This is a genomic window from Acidimangrovimonas sediminis (assembly GCF_002871005.1).
GTDB lineage: Bacteria > Pseudomonadota > Alphaproteobacteria > Rhodobacterales > Rhodobacteraceae > Acidimangrovimonas > Acidimangrovimonas sediminis.
The window spans coordinates 1-16621 of the sequence record NZ_PHSN01000037.1 but is presented as its reverse complement, the minus strand read 5'-3'; the positions used below and the strand labels follow the sequence as shown (position 1 = coordinate 16621).

The following is a 16621-nucleotide window of genomic DNA, read 5'->3' as shown; positions in this document are numbered from 1 at the left end:
GGTGTGCGGGTGACAGTCAGAAGAGGCTGGGTTGCCGCGGATCGGGGGCAATGTTGCCCGGGCCAGCCTTCAGCCAGCGGCGCACGGCAACGTCCGTCATGTGCAGTCTGCGGGCGATCTCGGCCACAGGCAAGCCCCGTGAATGCCAGACCTGCGCGATCCAGGGTTTCGTGGTGGGAATGCGGACCTTGAGGTGCCCCACAGCGACCGCCAGCTCCTGTGCCCGCTGGGCCCCCACATGCTGGACGAGGCGGGACTTTCCCTTGGGCGTGGCCGACAGGTAGATTTCGGAACCACCGAACTCGAGAAAGAAGTCGATGGCGCCGTCGATGCCCAGAATCTCGACATAGGGCTGAATATGCGCCGGAGGTTTGGGAGTACCGGTCATCCCGAGCCTCTCCCGCGTTCGGGGCGTGCGGCCGACATCACGGTGACGACGGACCCCATCGGCGAGAGGACATACCGGTGCCCCTCGATCAGCACGGCCGAGGCGCCGGCCAGGGCGACGCGATCGACGCGTCGGCCGATCTCCCGGCGCACCCGCTCGACATCGAGCCCTTCGACCCGCTCCAGGTAGCGCAGGACGGCATGGTCGGTGACGGTGACGATCGACTTCTTCACGGGTCCACCTCCACACCATTGCGCGCGCACATGGCCTTCAGGGCGTCGATCACGGTGGCGATCTTGTCCCAATCGCGCAGCGCATCGACGTCGACAGGGACCGACCCCCAGCTGTTCTCGAACCGGGCCCGGATGAAGGCGTTGAGACCGGCCCGTCCGGGCTCCCGCAGGGCACCGGCTTCACCAAGGCGGCTCCAGAGGACGTGGACGAGGCGCAGATCGGCGCGGGGCGCACGGGGATAGCGCTTGCGGGTGGGCGCCGTTTTCCTGAAGCCGCGCGCCTCCAGCGCGGCGACCATCGCCTTCAGCTCCCCCTCGTCCATGTCGCGCAAGCTCGCCTTCCCGGTCACGACGAGCTGCAGGTCGTGCCGCGTATCCTGGTCGAGGCCGAGCTGGCGGCAGGCGAGATGGATCTTGCGCTGGAGGGAGCGGATCATGGTCAGGCCTTCGCCAGATCGATCGTGACGGTTTCCCAAGGCGCATCGACGGTCTCGCGGGTCTGGATCCGGTAATAGGTCCTGGAGCCCACGACGCGGATCGCAGCCCGCAGCGCCTCCATCGCCTTCACCCAGCGGGCATCGTTCACGTCGAGCCGCAGCAGAGTGAACAGGAGTGCGCGGTTCACCTGGCCCTCCTTGTCGGTGTTGAAGGTCTCGGTGATCAGCGCACGGATCTCGGGGCGGCTGTCCGCGGACCATTCGTTGAGGCATTCGTCGAGCAGCTGCTTGCCGACCTGCAGCTCCGGCCCGAAATCCATCAGATCCGCGACACGCACCTCGACCTTCATGAGGCCGTCATAGGTCTGATAAGTACGGTTGCCCTTCGGGCCGCCCTTGGTGACGCCGTATTCCTGCTCGAGGAGCGCGTCGAAACTGCCGAGATCCTCGAAGGTGTGGGCCTTGAAGCGCGAGACCTGGTCGCTCAGCGCCAGGGCGTAGCCCATGACCTTGCGAACGGTATCGTCCTCGAGCTTGTGCTGGGCCTTGACCAGCTCGGCCGGCCAGAGCGCGCCCTTGGCGTCGCGCATGTAGTTCTTGCCGTCGACCTCGATCAGGGCACTCGGCACCTTGGCGGGGGTGAAATCCGACATGATGGTTCTCCTAGGCAGGGATGAAGAGGGCCTCGGGCGGATCTTCGCCCGGGGGTGTGGCGGCAAGACCGAGGCAGGCGAGCGTGGCGGCCATGGCCTCGATCTCTTCGATCGTCACGAGGGTGGCCCCGCGCGGGCCGAGCGCATCGACCTTGCCGACGCCGCGCGAGGCGAGGCTCAGCATTTCGGCGGGATCGAAGCGGGCGGGATCAGTCATCGGTCACCTCCGTGATCCTGTTCCGCGGGCAGCCAGCGCAGGCGCGGTACATGCGCAGGCGGAGCGGGTTGCCGGCGGCGAAGGTGCGGGATTTCTCCCGCCAGCTGCGGCATTCGTTCAGGGGCATCAGCCCGAGGGCCGGGCAGTCGACGCGCGCGTGCCGGAACACACCCATGAAGCGGTCTTCCAGTGGCGTCAGATCGGCCGGATACTTGCGCCGCAGCACCTGGCTGATCATCGAGGCGGAGACGCCGAGGCGACCGGCCACCTTGTTCTGGCTGGCGGCGGCGCATTCGGCGGCCAGGGCGGCGACCCATTCGGGCAGCGCCTCCCCCCAGGCTTCTTCGGCAATCGCGAGGGGACCGGTCATTTCGAAGCTCTCGCGACGTGGGTGAAGTCCTCGAGGTTCTCGTCCCAGACTGCCCGCACCCGGCGCTCGCGCGGCGGGCGCGGGCCGGTGTTGCGGATCAGCTGGTAGGTCGCCTCACGCTGGCCCGGCACCGCCCGGCGGACGGCACGCAGGTAGTTGGCCCTGAGCAGCGCCTGGCAATAGGCCCGGGCCGCTTCGACCGTGACCAGGACCGTCGGCGTCGTGGAGTGCGCCGCCAGATCGACCGGCGTGAAGTGCTTGAGCCCGCGCATCGAGTTCCAGAGGTTCTGCGGCACCGACCCGGTCGGGCGCTGCTTCGGTGCAGCCTTCGGGTCGACGCGGTAGAGGTTGCGCTTGGCACCTTCGTGCTTGCGCTGGACCAGCTCGCAACGGCCGGCGTCAAGCCAGCGGCGCACGACCGCGCTGGCCCGCTCGTGCGACACATGGGCCTCGGCGGCGATCTCGGAATAGCCGAAGGTACCGAGGCGCAGGGCGACGGCCCAGCAGCTGTCCTCGATGAGGGCGGTGGGCTTGCGGGGAAGGCGTGCCATCAGCTGACCCTCCGGCGCGCCATGGTCTGCTCGGCACGGCGCCGGGCTGCCACCTCGCGGCGGGGCGCGGGGGCTTCGCCGGTGAAGAGGGCGCGCTTGCCCCAGGTGGCGGCGTCAACCCGGGTCAGGCCCTGGACGGTGGCATGCTCCGCGATCGTGGCGAGGTTGATCGACACCCGGCGGATCGAGCCCTGGGCCGCCTGCAGCACCAGCTGGCGCAGATCGTCGGTCACGGTGATGCCCCGGGCGTAGATGGGCACGAGGTGACCGACATCCTCGATCGTCGCGGCTTCCGCGCCGACCCAGTCGAGCATCCGGCCATGCACCCGCTCCCAGGCCCGTAGCTTCTGGGGCAGAAGCTCCTCGCCGATCAGGATCACCGGTACGCCCGAGGTCTCGTGCAGGCCGCGGACCACCTCGATCATCTGTTCCTTGCAGAGGTAATCGGCCTCGTCGAGCAGGAGCGGCCGGTTCGTCTGCGCGAGCTCGGCGGCGACCAGGTTGAACAGAACCGGCGCGGTGGCCGTCGTCTTGTACCGAAGGCCAAGCTCGGTCGCGATCTCCTGCAGCATGGTTTTGGGGTGCCAGAGTGCCTGGATCTGGACGTGACAGGCCTGGTAGCGGTTCATCGCGTAGGTCGCGGCCGTTGTCTTGCCGTAGCCCGAGGGACCGTAGAACGTGCCCATGCCCGGTAGCCCGAAGGCGCGGTTCTGGATCCGGTCGATCAGCGTCAGCAGTGCCGCCACGTTCCGCAGCGGCGCAATGGTATTGTAAAGTCTCGTTTCTTCGGTCATCTTTCCCTCACACTGCTCAAGTGCCACCACTCGATGCCGCCGCTGGGCCCGCAGCCCGCGGCGGCATTTTCATCCAAAAATCCCGTCGCCCATGTCCTCCCAGAGCATCCGCTCGGCGCGGTACTCCGGTGTGGTCTGATAGGCGTTCAGCCAGCGCTGCTGGTCGGGGGTGATGCCTTCGCCGCGCTCGGTCTGACGCTCGAGCTCGAGCGCGCGGCCGAAACGGGCGCGGGCTGTCTCCTCGGCCTCTACCGGCTGTGGCCGGCGGCTGCCGAGGTCGGCGACGGTCGCCGCCTGGGCCTCGCGAGGCGCCTGTCCGTCCCGGGAGGCCTTCTTGCCGAAGGTAGGCTTGATCACCTTTGCCTCCGGGGTCACGGGATTGCCAAGCGACGCGCCGTCGAGCGCGCCACCAAGCTCGGCGGCCGTCAGGCGACGGTGGGCTGCGGCAGCCTTCTTCACAGAGGCCTGATACTCGTTGCGCACGCGGGCGAAATTGCGGGCCTCGTCCGCGTCGAAGAAGCCGACCTTGTGGATACAGGGGGCATGCCCGAGGTAAGCGTTGTCCGCGCTGTACACGTGCAGGCCGGCCCAGAAGTCGGCGAGGTCGAAGCGGATAACGACGCGCTGACCGGAGATCTCATGCATCCAGTCCGCCCAGAAGCGGTTCTCGGCGAACCGGATCTCCCCGGTGTTGCGGTCTGCCCGGACGCCCTTGGCCCCCAGCAGCCACAGGCGGCGCTGCGCCTCGGTCGCCTTGCGGATCGGCGCGGTGGCATAGCTCTCGTCGAAGACATCGGCGAAGGAGCGACCGAAGGCGACCTCGGACCGCCGGCCCTGTCGGGTGTTGTGCTCATCGATGCCCTCGGCGACGACCTTGATGAACTCGTCCAGGTCGATCGCGCGGGAGCCGTAATCCTCGGGCTTCGCATCGGGGCGGTTACCCGTCCATGCACCGTCGAAGCGCGGGTCGCGGGAGATCGTATCGCACATGTCGCGGAAGGCCCGTTCGATCGGTTTCGACTGGCCGCTGTAGGGCGTCGACCAGTGGATCTCACAGCCCAGCGCGGTGAAGAGGCCCGGGATATCGTCTTCCTTGGGTTTGAAGCGATACCGTGTCGAAGCCTTTCCGGTGATCGCCTTCGCGGCAAATTCGCGGCCGTTGTCGAGGAGGACGTGTTCGGGGATGCCCCAGGTCTCGATCATGTCGCCGGCGGCGAGCTGTACCGCGGTGCTGTTCGCGCTGAGGTCGATCCGCCAGGCGAGGATGCGGCCGGAATAGATGTCCTGGAAGGCGACCATCTGGGGTCGCACCGGATGGTTGATCTTCGGCCAGTTCACCCAGACGTCGAACTTGTGGAAGTCGCCGGTCACGGCCTCCATGGCGACGAGGCAGGTCTTGTCCCGCACTTGCGGCGGGAACATAGTCTTGAGGGCGTCGACGCCCTTGCGGCAGAGCACCTGCGTCGGCTTCGACACCTGCGCGTCGAACCAGCGCCGCAGTGTCCGTTCGGGCACCGTGTCCCAGCCCTCGCGCGCAGCGACGCGCTCGGCCCGTCGGTAGCAGGAGCTGAAGCTGGGCTGCGCCGTCCGCAGGAAGTCGCTCTTCACGAAGTCGAAGAACTCGGGCGAGCAGTCCCGGACGGGGCCATCGCCTCCGCCCTGGCGCGGGGCGAGGTAGGCCAGCCGGTCGTCGGGGCGGACCCCCTCGATCAGTGCGAACCAGGTCCAGATCGTGCGGGCGCCTATCTTGCGATGCCGGGCGATATCGCTGACCGCGCGGTCACGGCCGATCGCCGGTTCAAGCGCCTCGACTTCCTGGAGGATCTGCAGCCGGTCCCGCGCCTTCTTCTGGCGATGCTCGGGCTGGGCCTCGAACCATCGCCACGCGTCATCGCGACCTTGCCGCTCAGGCTGCGCGGCAACGGCGGCGCCGGTCAGCAGCTTGCGCTGTGCACGGGCCGGCAGAAGTCGCCAGCTGTATTCCCAGCCGCCGCCCCGCCCTTTGCGGCGACGGGCGAGCCCGGGTTGGGCGCGCCAATGGTGACGCTCGGCCATCTGGTTCACGCCGCGCTTCGTGGCGGGCACGTCCGGCAGGCCACTGGCCGCGATCTCGTCGGCCGTCCACCATTCCTGGGAGGGGGCGACAAGGCTCATTCGGCGGCCATCCCGCCGACCCGATGGTCGGCCTCGTCATCGACAAGCGGGGCGACCTCATCGAAGAGCTCTTCGATGAAGCGCCTACGGGCAGCTTTCGGCGCCCGTTTCCAGGCATCCATCAGCTTGTTGAACCCCTCTTCAACGGGGTCTTTAACGGGGGGCTCAACGCCGCGTTCCTGGGCCGCATATGCCTTCCGCGCCTCGGCTGCCGTCCTGGCGCGGCCTTCAGACAGGGCGGCAACGACCGCGTAACGCTCGGGCGGTTGACCGATCTTCGAGATCTCGGTCAGGTCCTTGAGGGTGACAGGACGCTTCGCCGCGCGCAGCAGGCTGCGATCTTTGGGGTCTAGCTTGGCGCCGGCGGCAACGAGACGCTCAACTTGCCGACGTGACAGGGCAAACTTTTCAGCGGTTGCGGCAGCAAACGACACGATGTCGTTTGCTGAACCCTGACGAGCTCGCCCGCCAGCCACGCCCGCCTTGGTCTCCGGGTGCAGCCGCTCGTAAACCTCCTTCCGGGTCGCCAGGAAGATCGCGGTGTCGAGCGCGTTCAGTTCCGCCCCCGCGATGTTGTCGTCGACCTCCATGAGGCGCGCCCAGTCATCGGTGACGTTGGTCCACACCTTGGCCGCGATCCGCTCCCAGCCGAGCCGTCGCGCGGCCGCAAGCCGGTGACCTCCGGCGATCAGGACCAGCTTGCCGTCCTTCAGCTTGCGCACATGGATCGGGTCCTTCATGACGCCGAGCTCGCCGATCGAGGCAACCAGGCTCTCGACTGCCGCTTCGGAGACGGGACGCAGGCGACCGCGCTCGATCACGTCGGCAACGGCGACTTCGTCGATCTTCAGGAGTGTGGGAGATGTCATCCGCGCGGGGCCTTCGTCATGGTGTAGTAGAAGCGCCAGCCCTGGGCCGTGGCCTGCTTCACGCAGGCGATCTCGGCGCCGTGGTGGCGAAGTTCGGAAATGCAGGCGTTCACCGCCATCACCCGGCCTCGGCGCACGATGTCGCGCGTCGTGTGGGCCTTGCCATCCCGCAGGACCGCCAGCACCCGCTGAAGCCGGGGAGAGGTGAGCGCCGCCGCGTGCATCAGGTGCGCCCGTAGGTCGCAGCAAGGTGGCGGCGGATCTCGTCCAGGATGCCGGCTTTCTGCAACTCGGCCATTTCGGCCATCATCGCGTCAGTTGCTTCGACGAAGTTGCTATGGGCCCGGCGCTGGGCGCTCATACTGGCGCCAGGGCGGTGGTGTTCGATGACGGCCGCAGAAGCGGTGTTGAATTGCTCGATCACCCTGTTCCAGCGCTGGCGCGGGCTCGGCGCGGTGGGGGCTTCCTTCTTTCGACTGAACATTGGCGTTCCTCCTTTGAACGTCTTCACGGCAGCACATCGGTCCAGCCGAAACCGGCTGCGATCCAGATCCCGCTGATCAACATGACGGCGAGCGCGGCCCCTCCGACCCAGTTGGCCGTGTGGCTATCCTCGAAGGTCCGGATCTGACCGATCAGCCAGCGCCAGCCCGCACGCAGGGGCGAGTAGGAAACGTGCGGACCGGCGGGCTCACGCGCCACCGCCCCTTGAGTGGTGGCAGTCTGCTCGGCGGCGCGGAGAAGTGGGGAGATATGGGTCATGCCGCATCCTCCGGATGTTGGGTTTGGAGAACGGGAAGCCCCAAGCTATGCTGGCGGAGCCGAGGGGCGTTGGAGCGCCCCCCGACACCTGACATCCCCTTCTGAGACCAGCAAAAGGAGACGTGTTCGATGAGCGACGAGACTAAGAAGCGGCTAGTCGAATTGCGGTCGAAAACTGGTGAGGCGCTGCAAAAGTTGGCGGAAAACCCGGACCTCGCAAAAGGGACGATTGGCGGGCTTGTTCTGGACATGCTCCGGTCCGGCGAGGAGGTGTCGCGTGGCACGATCGTGCGGGAGCTAGAGGTGATGGCGTTGGGCCTAAGCAACCGGCCGGGCGCAAACGACGTCTTGGCAAAGGGTGCGCTGAAGGTCATTTTTGACCTCCCGAGCTAGCGGGCGTCTGACATGCGATTTCCTGCATCATCGCTCGAATGATGAAGCCCATGTCATCGCCGCCGCGGCGGTGATTTTCGGCGCGCCGCTTATCCAGCCAGGTGGTGAACGCTCCCCATGGATCGTCTGCCGCTGTGACCTCGCTGATCGTGGCAATCATCTTCTGGTCGCGCATCACACCTCCTCCAGATCGACGATGACGAACGGCCAGAGCTCGCCGCGCGCTTCCGCGCGGGTACGGAGCCTGTCGGCCTGTCTCGGGGTGCCCAGCCAGGCATAGGTTGTGCCGGTGGTGACACCGCGTCCGCTCAGGTGCAGGTATGCGCGGGCCTTGGGGTCGCGGAGGCGGCAGCGAAGGGCGCTATGGTCGACGGTCGGTCGGGGACGGGAGCTGAGCATCAGGCTGCCTCCGACGACTTCGGCGGGCGCGGGATGTCGCTGGGCCACTCAAGATCTTCTGGCCAGTGATCGGAGAACCAGGCGAGAAGCCTTGCCGCCGTAGTGGTGCGGCAGTCTCGCCCCGCCTTCAAATTCTTGAAGAAGTCGCCCTTCCCAAGGGCCCGCATGGAGACTGCGTAGTGCGTCACTCCTTGGTGCATAGCCAAGGCGTCAGCGAGGAAAATAAGGGCGTCTCTCTGTTCCATGCCAGAAGATTAGCCTGATATGGCGATACATTGCAAGCCAGCTATGGCTAAGTATTGTTGATTTAGCCATTTTAGGCTAATAGGCCGCATGGACCCGATTCTTTCTGAGATAGACAAGGCCTTGAAGATCAGGGGGTTGAGCGATGCCGCTGCATCCAAGCTCGCTGTCGGGAACTATTCGCTTATCAAGAACATGCGGACCTCCAGATCAGAGGAGAAGCGCTACAACGTGGCTGCGCTGCAGAAGCTTGCGGACGTGCTTGGCCTTGAGTTCTATTTCGGGCCACCACGTGACAGCGGGCCTGTTGAGAACGTTACAGTCGATGGCGTCGAATTCGCTCAAATTCCCCTACATGCCGCTGCACTGGCTGCTGGCGACGGGGCGGAAAATGGTGCTGAGTCGGTGGTCGACCAACTTGCCTTTCGCAGAGACTGGCTCAGGAAGATCGGCGTCTCTGCGTCGAACGCGGTCCTCGCACGGGCGAGCGGAGACAGCATGCTGCCGTCCATCCACCCGGGCGATCTACTTCTAATAGACACTTCGAGGACCAATCCTCCGGGAGGAGTTAGGTCCCCAAAAGATCTGCGGCCTGTTCCGATTTTTGCTATTCTTGACGATGGGTTAGCGCGAGTTAAGCGAGTGGCCTTCGTTGAGGAGGGCAAGATTGCGTTGCTTTCAGATAACCCAGCTCATCCGCCAGATTTTCGATCCAGCCGCGATGTTACGATCATCGGGAAGGTTATGTGGTGGGGCCATACCGTTAGGGAGTAATTCGGTGTTCAGGGCAAAATGTCGGAAATGCGGTGACATGGTTCTGACCCTCGATCTGCACGAGGGGCTCTGCGAGCATTGCTTGCTGGACTACAAGCGTGACGCAGCGGAAGCCCGGGCGCAGGGGGCGGCGAGGCGTGCTGATATTGCACAGACAATTTCTAACATGCTCGTCACCACCGAAACCCACCTCTCCGAGCCGATCGCCGAGCGGATCGAGGTGATCTCGGCCGAGGCAGTGCTGGGGATGAACATCTTCCGCGACATTGGTGCGGCTTGGCGCGACGTCGTCGGTGGCCGGAACAAGAGCATGCAGGACGAACTGCGCGCCGCGCGAAAATCCGTCCTGAACGAGCTGAAGCGCGAGGCGGCCGAACTCGGCGCCAATGCGGTGATCGCCGTCGACCTCGACTACAGCGAGATCTCGGGGGGCGGGAAAAGCATGATGCTGCTGGTCGCCTCTGGGACGGCCGTGAAGTTAGGTGTCTAACCAGAGAAGCTTTTCGCTCACCCGCTGCCCTCCTACCGATGCCTTCATCGCCGGTATCACGGAGTGCAGGAACAGGTCCTGCTGGTGCTCAGTGAGGGCACCATAGCCCTTTGACACGACGAGCATGGCCACAGCGATCTCCTCCGCGTTCTCCCTGGTGTCGAGAAAATTCAGCTCTACCGCTTCTGTCAGAAATTCATGCAGGTCAGCGTCGAAGTGGATTGCGTCGGCCATGATCAGTTCCTTCTTCCGGGCTCAAGCGAAGGCCGTGAGGAGGCCCGGCATCGACATGCAGATCAACTTGGCTGAGGACTGCGGGTTCCGGTAAGCCGTTGAAATCGACGGGAGCAGCGATCCATTCGATCGCGGGGTGGCAAGAAACCGCCGCCGCGCATCAGGCCTCCCGGCAGGTGATCGCTACACATGCTAAGTAGTCGGGCAGCTGTGGGGCTGGGCCCAAGGGAGTCGCAAGATGACCCGATGTTCCTCCCTGTTCGATGTGATCAGGGAAATCGAGGCGGAGACAGCATCACTGCGCGCCCTGGGTTCCGAGATGGCGCAGCAGGTGAGCGAGGTGGAGCGGTCCCTGGTCCAGTTGCTCGGCGAACTCGAAGACCAGCTGCCATTGACCAGAGGGCTGATCCTGAAGGAGTTGCAGGACGCAGCCACGCGTGCTGCCTCGGCCGAGGCCTCCCTCCTGAACAGTGAAACCCTGATCGAAGCGCTGGGCGTGCTTGTCGACCGGATCCGCAGAGACGGCATGTTGCGCTAGGCTTTCAGCTAGGGCCGCACTGAAGATGCGGTCTGGGCGAGCGGGAACCAGATTTTGACTGAAACTCAGATTTGTTCCTGTTATGTTCCTGTCTCAACACGAGTCAGGAACACCCCATTGAACACCCCCTTAACACCCGTTGAACCCGTCCGGCCGGCTGCGCCCTGGCTGGGCGGAAAGCGCAACCTGGCGAGACGCATCTGCGCCCGGATCGAAGCGATCCCGCACACCACTTATGGCGAGCCCTTCGTGGGTATGGGCGGCGTTTTCCTGCGTCGTGCCAACCAGCCGCGGTGCGAGGTGATCAACGACCGGGGGCGCGACGTTTCGAACCTGTTCCGGATCCTGCAGCGCCACTATCCACAGTTCCTCGAGGTGCTGCGGTTTCAGCTGACGACCAGGGCGGAGTTCAACCGCCTGGTCTCGACCGATCCCGAGACGTTGACCGACCTCGAGCGGGCGGCGCGTTTCCTCTATCTCCAGCGCACCGCATTTGGCGGCAAGGTGTCGGGGCGGAACTTCGGCGTGGCCAAGGATCGGCCCGGCCGATTCAACCTGACAACGCTCGAGCCGATGCTCGAGGATCTTCACAGCCGCCTGGCGGGCGTCGTGATCGAGTGCCTGGACTGGTCGGAATTCATCACCCGCTACGACGGGCCGGGTACGCTCTTCTATCTCGATCCGCCCTACTGGGGCTGCGAAACCGACTACGGCAAGGCGATGTTCGGCAGGGAAGATTTCACCAGGATGGCCGCGCAGCTCGCAGGGATCCGCGGGCAGTTCCTGCTGTCGATCAACGATGTGCCCGAGGTGCGGGAGATCTTCGGCCGGTTCTCGGTCGAAGAGGTGAAGACGACCTACACCGTTGGCAAAGCCGACGACCGCTCAGGCGCTCGGGCCGAACTGCTTGTGTCCGGGGGGTAACGATCAGTCATGCCCGTCCCGCGCCCCTCCGCGAACCCTTTCCGCGCAATGCGTCTGGCTGATGCGGCTCGGCAGGGGATGCTGATCACGGTGCGCTGTCCGCTTTGCCGCCGAAAGACCAACTTCTGGGCTGCCGACTTGCTCAAGGTCCTCGGCCCGGACTTCCCGCTTCACCAGGCGCCTTTTCCCTGCTCCCGCTGCCGCACCTCGGAGATTGACGTGACCTGGCGCGTGCCGGCGCCGAGCACACTCGCAGGCTTGACCGTGCGGCGGCCGGTCGGACAGGTTGTGCGTTGGATATGGCGCGACGAGAGGGCCTGAAGCATGTGCAACCTCTATTCCAGCACGACCAGCCAGGAGGCGATGCGGCGCCTGTTCCCGGACCTTTCTGACAAGGCTGGCAACCTCGGGCCCGGCACCTTTTATCCGGACCAGATGGCGCCGATTATACGGCATGCGGGAGATGGCCTGGAGCTGGCGAAGGTCCGTTGGGGCATGCCGTCGCCATCATTTGCGCTGAAGACCCAGCGGGACCCTGGGGTCACCAACGTCCGCAACCTGTCCTCGTCGCATTGGCGGCGCTGGCTGGGGCCGGCGCATCGCTGTCTTGTGCCGGTCACGTCGTTCGCGGAGCCGGTGAAGGGCGGTAATCAGTGGTTTGGTCCTGCGGATCCCGGCATGACGATGTTCTTCGCGGGCATCGAGACGCGGGGCTGGCACTCGGTTCGCAAGGTGAAGGACGGCGAGACGGAGGACGATCTATTCGCCTTCCTCACCTGCCCGCCGAACGCAGTGGTCAAGGCGTTTCACCCCAAGGCGATGCCGGTGATCCTGACCAAGCCCGCGGAGTGGGAGGCATGGCTTTCAGCCCCTTTCGAGACCGCGCGCGAGCTTCAGCGGCCGCTGGACGACGATGATCTGGTGCTGGTCGAGAGTGACGGTTCGGGCTCGTAGGCACCGACTTCCGGGCGGCTACAAGCCAAGTCGGATTCGAGTGCCGAGCGCGAATAGTGCTCCACCCAAAATCCGCCACGGCCGCCGAAGTCGAGATCTCGCTACAGCTGTACTCCCTCCCACAGGATCTTGCCGGACGCCTCGTCAATGCAAACGCCATCGGCGACAAATGCTTCGATCCAAGGATTGTGGCCGCAGGTAATGAAGCCTTCGTGGCGCACGCCTTCAACTGACTGAAATTCTGCTGGGTAGGGGTTGGGGGACGGGTTGTTGTAGTCTGCTTGGCCCATCTGCTCTGCGATCGAGTAGCTCTGGCTGGCGTAATACAGCTCTACAAATTCCCTAACCTTCTTGGGGGAACGATGGGCGCTTAGGACACAGATGATCGGCTTGTCGACAGCCGCGTGATCGCCAATCCATGCCCACTTGATGATCCAAGCTTTCATGTCATCAATCCTTACAAGCTCAAACGCTAGCTTACTTGCGGCCTTCTGCGATGTTCCTGCTGTCTGCAAGGAGGTCTTGCGCAAGACGCCTGACTCGATCGATCTCCTTGATTAGTCTTTCGCAAATTTCAGCTTTGTTCTCTTCCCTAAGGCTGTCAAAAAGCTCCTCGAAGTATGATGTGTCGAGATCATACCATCGAGCCATTACCTTTACATCGAAGCGAGCTGCGCTCGACGCGGCAGTGTTGACAGCCCTGTTTACTCTGACGCCTTCCGAGAAGACCCCGTCAACGCTCGCATTTTGGCGGCCACGAATTAAGTCGTGCACCCCACCCTCGAACTCGTCAAGCTTTTGAATTGCAAGAGTGACAGGACCATCGACTGCAGACTGGAACCTCGCCAAGGCGTTAACTTGCGAGAGTTGCCTGCTCGTCCAAACTGCCTGGGTGATGAGCCCAAAGACAGCCACGATACTGCCAACAGCACCAGTCCATGCCGCGACGCTATCGGCAGTCATCTTTTCGCTGGCGGAAACTTCTTGCTTCGGCCGGAAGTGCCCAACCAGACGACTCTCTCTATCCCAAGACGGAAGTCATCCTGCAAAAGGCTTGGCAGACGGTCGAAATTGAACTTCGTGCGGAACTTCTCCTCGCCCAAGCTTCGCAGTGATGTTGCCAAAAAGCCTTGGACAAAGGATGGCGTTACAGTGTCAAGGTCCTCTGGAGCAACAATAGTCACCGGCTCGTCCGACAGGTCGAGATCATCCATATGATAGTGCTTGCGCGCGTTGAACCCACGTGGTTGACCGGTAAGCATCCTTACCTCACCACGCGTCAGATCTTTAAGATCAACCTGTGCCATTGGCAGTTCGCTCCAAATACTCTCTGTTCAACGTGAACGCCATAGTAACTAGTGTGCCCTTGAACTCTTCATCAAGGCCGATGACGAAGCGTTTATCCGGAGGTTCACTCTCGCTGTTGGCCTCATTGAACCATATTTCTCCAGGAGTACCAAACTTCCACATGTTGCTGCGCACAAGGGGGAAGCCAATGTGGATGCAGGTTCTTCCAGACACAATCGCTAGCTTAGCCTTGCTCGTTTCTGATTCGATCCCGGCAAGGTCAGCAAACAGCCTTAGGATGTCGCTGAACCCCGTACCGCCGCTGCCACGTTCAACGGCTTCCGGATCTCTCGACACTCCTGGCTGCAGCGCGAAGATAGTTTTCAAATGCTCAGATGCAAGCTGCTTGTTGACGAAAGCGCCGCGATGAGCGCGTACATACCGATCCATCCGATCTTTGATCTCGCTAGGACATGTATCAATCGTCTCAGCGACCGATGAACCAACACTTAAGAAGGCGAGCTGACACTGGAAGCTTGGGGAGTTATCCGGGCCCCTACGCACGGTCATGCCGGACACCATCCAGTCTCCGTCGTCTGGAAACTGTATAGGGTTGCTGTGCCTCTCTGCATTGTCGAGTGTTTCACCAACGATCGTTTTAACCAGTCGCCGCCCCACGCGAGAGAGTTCCTGTTGCACACAAGTGGCGAGCCACTCGTCGATCGCGTCGCAGAGCTCGTCTCCGGTCTTCTCCTTGGTTTGCGGTTCTAACTGTAGCGTTGGGCTGGTAGAGGTGCCCGGAGGGCGCCTCTGTTTGACAGGAAATGCCCAAATGTCCTGTTTGCCTGACCATACTGGAAGGACCTGCATACTCAGAGTTTCGTCCAAGCGTAGCGCCGCCATGACTTTGGACATTGAGTTGGAGATCGCTCCGCCGACAAAGATGGGCAGCATGTCCTGTCTCATAACGGAAAGCACGAGCCAAGGTCCGATGTCCAAGCAATGCTCGTCCGTGAAATCGATAGATGCGGCGAGGCATTGTGCTTCCGAATTTGCAATACTCGCCAGGGTTTTGATCGTCGCTGATGGGTTCTCGAGGAACGAAAAGTTTGAGACCGTAACCTGTTGAGATTGCCTAACTTTGATGCGCTTAGGAACGCTCAGCCAAGCCTTCTCCCTGTTTTTGACTAAGCCGCCTAGAAGAACGGAAGGTTTATAGCTGCCTAGCAGAAGTTCTCTGTGGATGTTTCTTACCGCTTTCTCAGGGAGTTGGCCGCGCTTTGCTGCGACAATCACTTTTCGTGCAAGAGCCTTTCCGTGCTGCCTTCGCGATAGAATTGCATGTCTCTGCTTAGATGAAGCTTGGCGCAGGCGATCATTGCCGGAAATCCAGCGGCGTCGAAGGAACGCTGTTATCCTTGCCCGTTCGAGGAACTCACTGTTGCCGACACGATCATATGAAAGCAGTTGGTCAATATCTTCAACTCGCCAACTTCTCTTTGGCGGGCTGGGAATTTTACTCATGAGATCAACCTACTTCACGCGACCGTCATTGAAGCTATCGTGTCGTCACGGACGCGTCCATCCACGAGTTTCCATTACCTACCACTACCTGGCACCTGTTCGGGGAAATCGCTTCCCGGTTTGCTTCGCACAAAGAGACCCGCCAAGAGTACCTATCTAGTTGTTTATGCTTATGTAATCGCGAAGTGGGAAATCCAAAGCGAACTTGGCGCGCGATTTCCCAGTTCGGAGGGTGTCTCAGGTCGCCAAAATCGGCCCGGAAGCTCCGCTCGTTGCGATTTGGCCCATAAACCACAATGGGTTACAGGCTGTGCGGGCTCTCTCGGCTGACGGTGCGGCTGAGGGCGCAGTAGGCAGCTCCTAGAGGCATTTGGCCATTCCTGTATGCCATATGGCGCATGACGTTCACTGAGTGCGTCCCCTTCCAGAGGCCTTATTTTGCGGGCCTTCCGGGATCTTCCACGATGCTCCGGGCACTTCCACCCTCACTGCAGGAATAGGTGTCAACGTACAGGTTGTGTGTGGCTCGCCACCGGTTCTTGCAGAGTTTGACACGGAAACCTGCAGCAGAGCGTTTTTGGCGACGGGGGCCGGAAGGGACCGGTGAAGGGTGCGTTAAAGCCGGATTGAAGGCGACCTTCAAGACGGGCCCGCGAACTGGCATCTGAGCGGCTTGCCGCCTCCAGGAGCGCTGCCGATTGCGGCACGAGGCTCGGAGGGCTAGGGCATGGGGGAAGGTGAGCCGACTGCCTTCATTGCGGAAGCGTCAACGAGAGCCAAAGCGCCCCAGGCGCTTCCGCAGCCTCTCCAGTGATCTATAACGGAGCCAGCATGTGGGCAGGAAGCAGCCGACACTACCTTGCGAAATTTGCGGCGCCCGCCCTGCCGTTCTACCTTGGCGGGCGAAGGATGTCCGATCCCTTCACCGCGGAAGCGCCTTGAACCTTCCCCAAAGGACTCGCGGGCGCTTCCGCACTTCCCTTTGTTTACGACCGGCAGCGGCGGGCGGGTTCTGGGCATGGTACCCGCCGCTACCGGCCACGAGGCTATTGCTTCTTGGGGGACAACAACCCCGCCCGACATGGGCTATCAGGCGCCCATGAAGAGGAAATTTCGCTATCACCGGGGTCGGGGGGTGACAAGGCAACACTCCGTCGCCGTACAGGAAACAGCCATGCCTGGCCCGCGAACAGGTCTCCGGACCAAACGCATGTCCAGGAGTCTGAGCGAAATACCGTCATCTGACGGCGCAACGCTTGCCGGGTGCTTTCGGAAGCCTAGGTCGACGATGTGAAGGTCACTCAATTGCCTTCACTGCGGAAGCGTCTCTCTTCACCACGCCACTGAGGCGCTTCCGCTTCCTGCTCCGAACAGCCGCAAGCTATACGATACGAGCTCTGGCCCCCCCGCCTCACACCATCGCATGCGGCCCA

26 protein-coding genes are annotated in these 16621 nt (G+C 62.9%); 6 read left to right on the top strand and 20 right to left on the bottom strand.

Annotated features, from left to right (window positions below):
• Nucleotides 1–16: 16 nt before the first annotated feature.
• The 13 genes from CVV76_RS22340 to CVV76_RS22280 form a co-directional block, all read right to left on the bottom strand.
• Complete coding sequence (locus CVV76_RS22340) at nucleotides 17–388, bottom strand: hypothetical protein (RefSeq protein WP_102226903.1); 372 nt, start codon at nucleotides 386–388, stop codon at nucleotides 17–19.
• On the bottom strand, nucleotides 385–621 hold the full coding sequence (locus CVV76_RS22335; protein WP_102226902.1) for a hypothetical protein: 237 nt from the start codon (nucleotides 619–621) through the stop codon (nucleotides 385–387). The genes CVV76_RS22340 and CVV76_RS22335 overlap by 4 nt, the downstream gene beginning before the upstream one ends.
• Complete coding sequence (locus tag CVV76_RS22330; RefSeq protein WP_102226901.1) at nucleotides 618–1058, bottom strand: regulatory protein GemA; 441 nt, start codon at nucleotides 1056–1058, stop codon at nucleotides 618–620. Before CVV76_RS22330 ends, CVV76_RS22335 begins: the two co-directional genes overlap by 4 nt.
• 2 nt (nucleotides 1059–1060) lie before the next feature.
• On the bottom strand, nucleotides 1061–1711 hold the full coding sequence (locus CVV76_RS22325; RefSeq protein WP_102226900.1) for a DUF3164 family protein: 651 nt from the start codon (nucleotides 1709–1711) through the stop codon (nucleotides 1061–1063).
• Between the two features lie 10 nt (nucleotides 1712–1721).
• Nucleotides 1722–1928, bottom strand: a complete 207-nt coding sequence (locus CVV76_RS22320; RefSeq protein WP_102226899.1) for a hypothetical protein — start codon at nucleotides 1926–1928, stop codon at nucleotides 1722–1724.
• Nucleotides 1921–2298 carry a hypothetical protein gene (locus CVV76_RS22315; protein ID WP_102226898.1) on the bottom strand — a complete coding sequence of 126 codons (378 nt, stop codon included), beginning with the start codon at nucleotides 2296–2298 and terminating at the stop codon, nucleotides 1921–1923. The genes CVV76_RS22320 and CVV76_RS22315 overlap by 8 nt, the downstream gene beginning before the upstream one ends.
• The gene (locus CVV76_RS22310) at nucleotides 2295–2849 is read right to left on the bottom strand and encodes a hypothetical protein (RefSeq protein WP_102226897.1); all 555 of its coding nucleotides are present in this window, start codon (nucleotides 2847–2849) and stop codon (nucleotides 2295–2297) included. Before CVV76_RS22310 ends, CVV76_RS22315 begins: the two co-directional genes overlap by 4 nt.
• The gene (locus CVV76_RS22305) at nucleotides 2849–3643 is read right to left on the bottom strand and encodes an AAA family ATPase (RefSeq protein ID WP_102226896.1); all 795 of its coding nucleotides are present in this window, start codon (nucleotides 3641–3643) and stop codon (nucleotides 2849–2851) included. Before CVV76_RS22305 ends, CVV76_RS22310 begins: the two co-directional genes overlap by 1 nt.
• Nucleotides 3644–3712: 69 nt before the next feature.
• The gene (locus CVV76_RS22300; RefSeq protein ID WP_102226895.1) at nucleotides 3713–5797 is read right to left on the bottom strand and encodes a transposase domain-containing protein; all 2085 of its coding nucleotides are present in this window, start codon (nucleotides 5795–5797) and stop codon (nucleotides 3713–3715) included.
• Complete coding sequence (locus CVV76_RS22295; protein ID WP_102226894.1) at nucleotides 5794–6666, bottom strand: ParB/RepB/Spo0J family partition protein; 873 nt, start codon at nucleotides 6664–6666, stop codon at nucleotides 5794–5796. The genes CVV76_RS22300 and CVV76_RS22295 overlap by 4 nt, the downstream gene beginning before the upstream one ends.
• A complete protein-coding gene (locus tag CVV76_RS22290; RefSeq protein WP_102226893.1) occupies nucleotides 6663–6890 on the bottom strand; it encodes a helix-turn-helix domain-containing protein in 228 nt (75 codons plus the stop codon). The genes CVV76_RS22295 and CVV76_RS22290 overlap by 4 nt, the downstream gene beginning before the upstream one ends.
• Entirely contained in the window at nucleotides 6890–7150 is a 261-nt protein-coding gene (locus CVV76_RS22285; RefSeq protein WP_102226892.1) for a hypothetical protein, read from the bottom strand. Before CVV76_RS22285 ends, CVV76_RS22290 begins: the two co-directional genes overlap by 1 nt.
• A gap of 23 nt (nucleotides 7151–7173) precedes the next feature.
• A complete protein-coding gene (locus CVV76_RS22280; RefSeq protein WP_102226891.1) occupies nucleotides 7174–7428 on the bottom strand; it encodes a hypothetical protein in 255 nt (84 codons plus the stop codon).
• A 129-nt stretch (nucleotides 7429–7557) separates the two neighbouring features.
• Here CVV76_RS22280 and CVV76_RS22275 point away from each other — a divergent pair, with 129 nt between their 5' ends.
• Nucleotides 7558–7821, top strand: coding sequence for a hypothetical protein (locus tag CVV76_RS22275; RefSeq protein ID WP_102226890.1), 264 nt, complete (start codon nucleotides 7558–7560; stop codon nucleotides 7819–7821).
• On the opposite strand, the gene CVV76_RS24795 is transcribed toward CVV76_RS22275, so the two are convergent.
• Nucleotides 7799–7996 (bottom strand): hypothetical protein, encoded by a 198-nt coding sequence (locus CVV76_RS24795; RefSeq protein WP_146010359.1) that lies wholly within the window; start codon nucleotides 7994–7996, stop codon nucleotides 7799–7801. The two genes, CVV76_RS22275 and CVV76_RS24795, sit on opposite strands and share 23 nt — an antisense overlap.
• A complete protein-coding gene (locus CVV76_RS22270) occupies nucleotides 7996–8220 on the bottom strand; it encodes a hypothetical protein (RefSeq protein WP_102226889.1) in 225 nt (74 codons plus the stop codon). The genes CVV76_RS24795 and CVV76_RS22270 overlap by 1 nt, the downstream gene beginning before the upstream one ends.
• Nucleotides 8221–8553: 333 nt before the next feature.
• Between CVV76_RS22270 and CVV76_RS22260 the strand changes: the two genes are divergently transcribed.
• Complete coding sequence (locus tag CVV76_RS22260) at nucleotides 8554–9237, top strand: S24 family peptidase (protein ID WP_102226887.1); 684 nt, start codon at nucleotides 8554–8556, stop codon at nucleotides 9235–9237.
• A 37-nt stretch (nucleotides 9238–9274) separates the two neighbouring features.
• Complete coding sequence (locus CVV76_RS22255) at nucleotides 9275–9727, top strand: YbjQ family protein (RefSeq protein WP_102226886.1); 453 nt, start codon at nucleotides 9275–9277, stop codon at nucleotides 9725–9727.
• Here the strand turns inward: CVV76_RS22255 and CVV76_RS22250 are convergent.
• Entirely contained in the window at nucleotides 9716–9961 is a 246-nt protein-coding gene (locus CVV76_RS22250; protein WP_102226885.1) for a hypothetical protein, read from the bottom strand. The two genes, CVV76_RS22255 and CVV76_RS22250, sit on opposite strands and share 12 nt — an antisense overlap.
• 238 nt (nucleotides 9962–10199) lie before the next feature.
• On the opposite strand from CVV76_RS22250, the gene CVV76_RS22245 reads away from it, so the two are divergent.
• The 3 genes from CVV76_RS22245 to CVV76_RS22235 all read left to right on the top strand — a co-directional run bounded on the left by CVV76_RS22245 (nucleotide 10200) and on the right by CVV76_RS22235 (nucleotide 12377).
• On the top strand, nucleotides 10200–10499 hold the full coding sequence (locus CVV76_RS22245; RefSeq protein WP_102226884.1) for a hypothetical protein: 300 nt from the start codon (nucleotides 10200–10202) through the stop codon (nucleotides 10497–10499).
• A 117-nt stretch (nucleotides 10500–10616) separates the two neighbouring features.
• Nucleotides 10617–11423 (top strand): DNA adenine methylase, encoded by an 807-nt coding sequence (locus CVV76_RS22240; protein ID WP_102226883.1) that lies wholly within the window; start codon nucleotides 10617–10619, stop codon nucleotides 11421–11423.
• 324 nt (nucleotides 11424–11747) lie between these two features.
• On the top strand, nucleotides 11748–12377 hold the full coding sequence (locus CVV76_RS22235; protein ID WP_102226882.1) for an SOS response-associated peptidase: 630 nt from the start codon (nucleotides 11748–11750) through the stop codon (nucleotides 12375–12377).
• Between the two features lie 101 nt (nucleotides 12378–12478).
• Here the strand turns inward: CVV76_RS22235 and CVV76_RS22230 are convergent, their stop codons facing one another.
• Genes CVV76_RS22230 through CVV76_RS24785 form a run of 4 tightly spaced genes read right to left on the bottom strand, consistent with a single transcriptional unit; the run spans nucleotide 12479 to nucleotide 15188 of the window.
• Nucleotides 12479–12823 carry a hypothetical protein gene (locus CVV76_RS22230; RefSeq protein ID WP_102226881.1) on the bottom strand — a complete coding sequence of 115 codons (345 nt, stop codon included), beginning with the start codon at nucleotides 12821–12823 and terminating at the stop codon, nucleotides 12479–12481.
• 31 nt (nucleotides 12824–12854) lie between these two features.
• Complete coding sequence (locus CVV76_RS22225; RefSeq protein ID WP_102226880.1) at nucleotides 12855–13340, bottom strand: hypothetical protein; 486 nt, start codon at nucleotides 13338–13340, stop codon at nucleotides 12855–12857.
• Nucleotides 13337–13684, bottom strand: coding sequence for a hypothetical protein (locus CVV76_RS24790; protein WP_146010358.1), 348 nt, complete (start codon nucleotides 13682–13684; stop codon nucleotides 13337–13339). Before CVV76_RS24790 ends, CVV76_RS22225 begins: the two co-directional genes overlap by 4 nt.
• Nucleotides 13671–15188 carry a hypothetical protein gene (locus CVV76_RS24785; protein WP_146010357.1) on the bottom strand — a complete coding sequence of 506 codons (1518 nt, stop codon included), beginning with the start codon at nucleotides 15186–15188 and terminating at the stop codon, nucleotides 13671–13673. Before CVV76_RS24785 ends, CVV76_RS24790 begins: the two co-directional genes overlap by 14 nt.
• Nucleotides 15189–16621 lie beyond the last annotated feature (1433 nt).

What these genes read in the sequence shown, in the direction of transcription:
- CVV76_RS22340 (WP_102226903.1), bottom strand. Translation starts at nt 388, where the DNA reads ATGACCGGTACTCCCAAACCTCCGGCGCATATTCAGCCCTATGTCGAG.
- CVV76_RS22330 (WP_102226901.1), bottom strand. Translation starts at nt 1,058, where the DNA reads ATGATCCGCTCCCTCCAGCGCAAGATCCATCTCGCCTGCCGCCAGCTC.
- CVV76_RS22325 (WP_102226900.1), bottom strand. Translation starts at nt 1,711, where the DNA reads ATGTCGGATTTCACCCCCGCCAAGGTGCCGAGTGCCCTGATCGAGGTC.
- CVV76_RS22320 (WP_102226899.1), bottom strand. Translation starts at nt 1,928, where the DNA reads ATGACTGATCCCGCCCGCTTCGATCCCGCCGAAATGCTGAGCCTCGCC.
- CVV76_RS22315 (WP_102226898.1), bottom strand. Translation starts at nt 2,298, where the DNA reads ATGACCGGTCCCCTCGCGATTGCCGAAGAAGCCTGGGGGGAGGCGCTG.
- CVV76_RS22310 (WP_102226897.1), bottom strand. Translation starts at nt 2,849, where the DNA reads ATGGCACGCCTTCCCCGCAAGCCCACCGCCCTCATCGAGGACAGCTGC.
- CVV76_RS22305 (WP_102226896.1), bottom strand. Translation starts at nt 3,643, where the DNA reads ATGACCGAAGAAACGAGACTTTACAATACCATTGCGCCGCTGCGGAAC.
- CVV76_RS22300 (WP_102226895.1), bottom strand. Translation starts at nt 5,797, where the DNA reads ATGAGCCTTGTCGCCCCCTCCCAGGAATGGTGGACGGCCGACGAGATC.
- CVV76_RS22295 (WP_102226894.1), bottom strand. Translation starts at nt 6,666, where the DNA reads ATGACATCTCCCACACTCCTGAAGATCGACGAAGTCGCCGTTGCCGAC.
- CVV76_RS22290 (WP_102226893.1), bottom strand. Translation starts at nt 6,890, where the DNA reads ATGCACGCGGCGGCGCTCACCTCTCCCCGGCTTCAGCGGGTGCTGGCG.
- CVV76_RS22285 (WP_102226892.1), bottom strand. Translation starts at nt 7,150, where the DNA reads ATGTTCAGTCGAAAGAAGGAAGCCCCCACCGCGCCGAGCCCGCGCCAG.
- CVV76_RS22280 (WP_102226891.1), bottom strand. Translation starts at nt 7,428, where the DNA reads ATGACCCATATCTCCCCACTTCTCCGCGCCGCCGAGCAGACTGCCACC.
- CVV76_RS22275 (WP_102226890.1), top strand. Translation starts at nt 7,558, where the DNA reads ATGAGCGACGAGACTAAGAAGCGGCTAGTCGAATTGCGGTCGAAAACT.
- CVV76_RS24795 (WP_146010359.1), bottom strand. Translation starts at nt 7,996, where the DNA reads ATGCGCGACCAGAAGATGATTGCCACGATCAGCGAGGTCACAGCGGCA.
- CVV76_RS22270 (WP_102226889.1), bottom strand. Translation starts at nt 8,220, where the DNA reads ATGCTCAGCTCCCGTCCCCGACCGACCGTCGACCATAGCGCCCTTCGC.
- CVV76_RS22260 (WP_102226887.1), top strand. Translation starts at nt 8,554, where the DNA reads ATGGACCCGATTCTTTCTGAGATAGACAAGGCCTTGAAGATCAGGGGG.
- CVV76_RS22255 (WP_102226886.1), top strand. Translation starts at nt 9,275, where the DNA reads ATGGTTCTGACCCTCGATCTGCACGAGGGGCTCTGCGAGCATTGCTTG.
- CVV76_RS22250 (WP_102226885.1), bottom strand. Translation starts at nt 9,961, where the DNA reads ATGGCCGACGCAATCCACTTCGACGCTGACCTGCATGAATTTCTGACA.
- CVV76_RS22245 (WP_102226884.1), top strand. Translation starts at nt 10,200, where the DNA reads ATGACCCGATGTTCCTCCCTGTTCGATGTGATCAGGGAAATCGAGGCG.
- CVV76_RS22235 (WP_102226882.1), top strand. Translation starts at nt 11,748, where the DNA reads ATGTGCAACCTCTATTCCAGCACGACCAGCCAGGAGGCGATGCGGCGC.
- CVV76_RS22230 (WP_102226881.1), bottom strand. Translation starts at nt 12,823, where the DNA reads ATGAAAGCTTGGATCATCAAGTGGGCATGGATTGGCGATCACGCGGCT.
- CVV76_RS22225 (WP_102226880.1), bottom strand. Translation starts at nt 13,340, where the DNA reads ATGACTGCCGATAGCGTCGCGGCATGGACTGGTGCTGTTGGCAGTATC.
- CVV76_RS24790 (WP_146010358.1), bottom strand. Translation starts at nt 13,684, where the DNA reads ATGGCACAGGTTGATCTTAAAGATCTGACGCGTGGTGAGGTAAGGATG.
- CVV76_RS24785 (WP_146010357.1), bottom strand. Translation starts at nt 15,188, where the DNA reads ATGAGTAAAATTCCCAGCCCGCCAAAGAGAAGTTGGCGAGTTGAAGAT.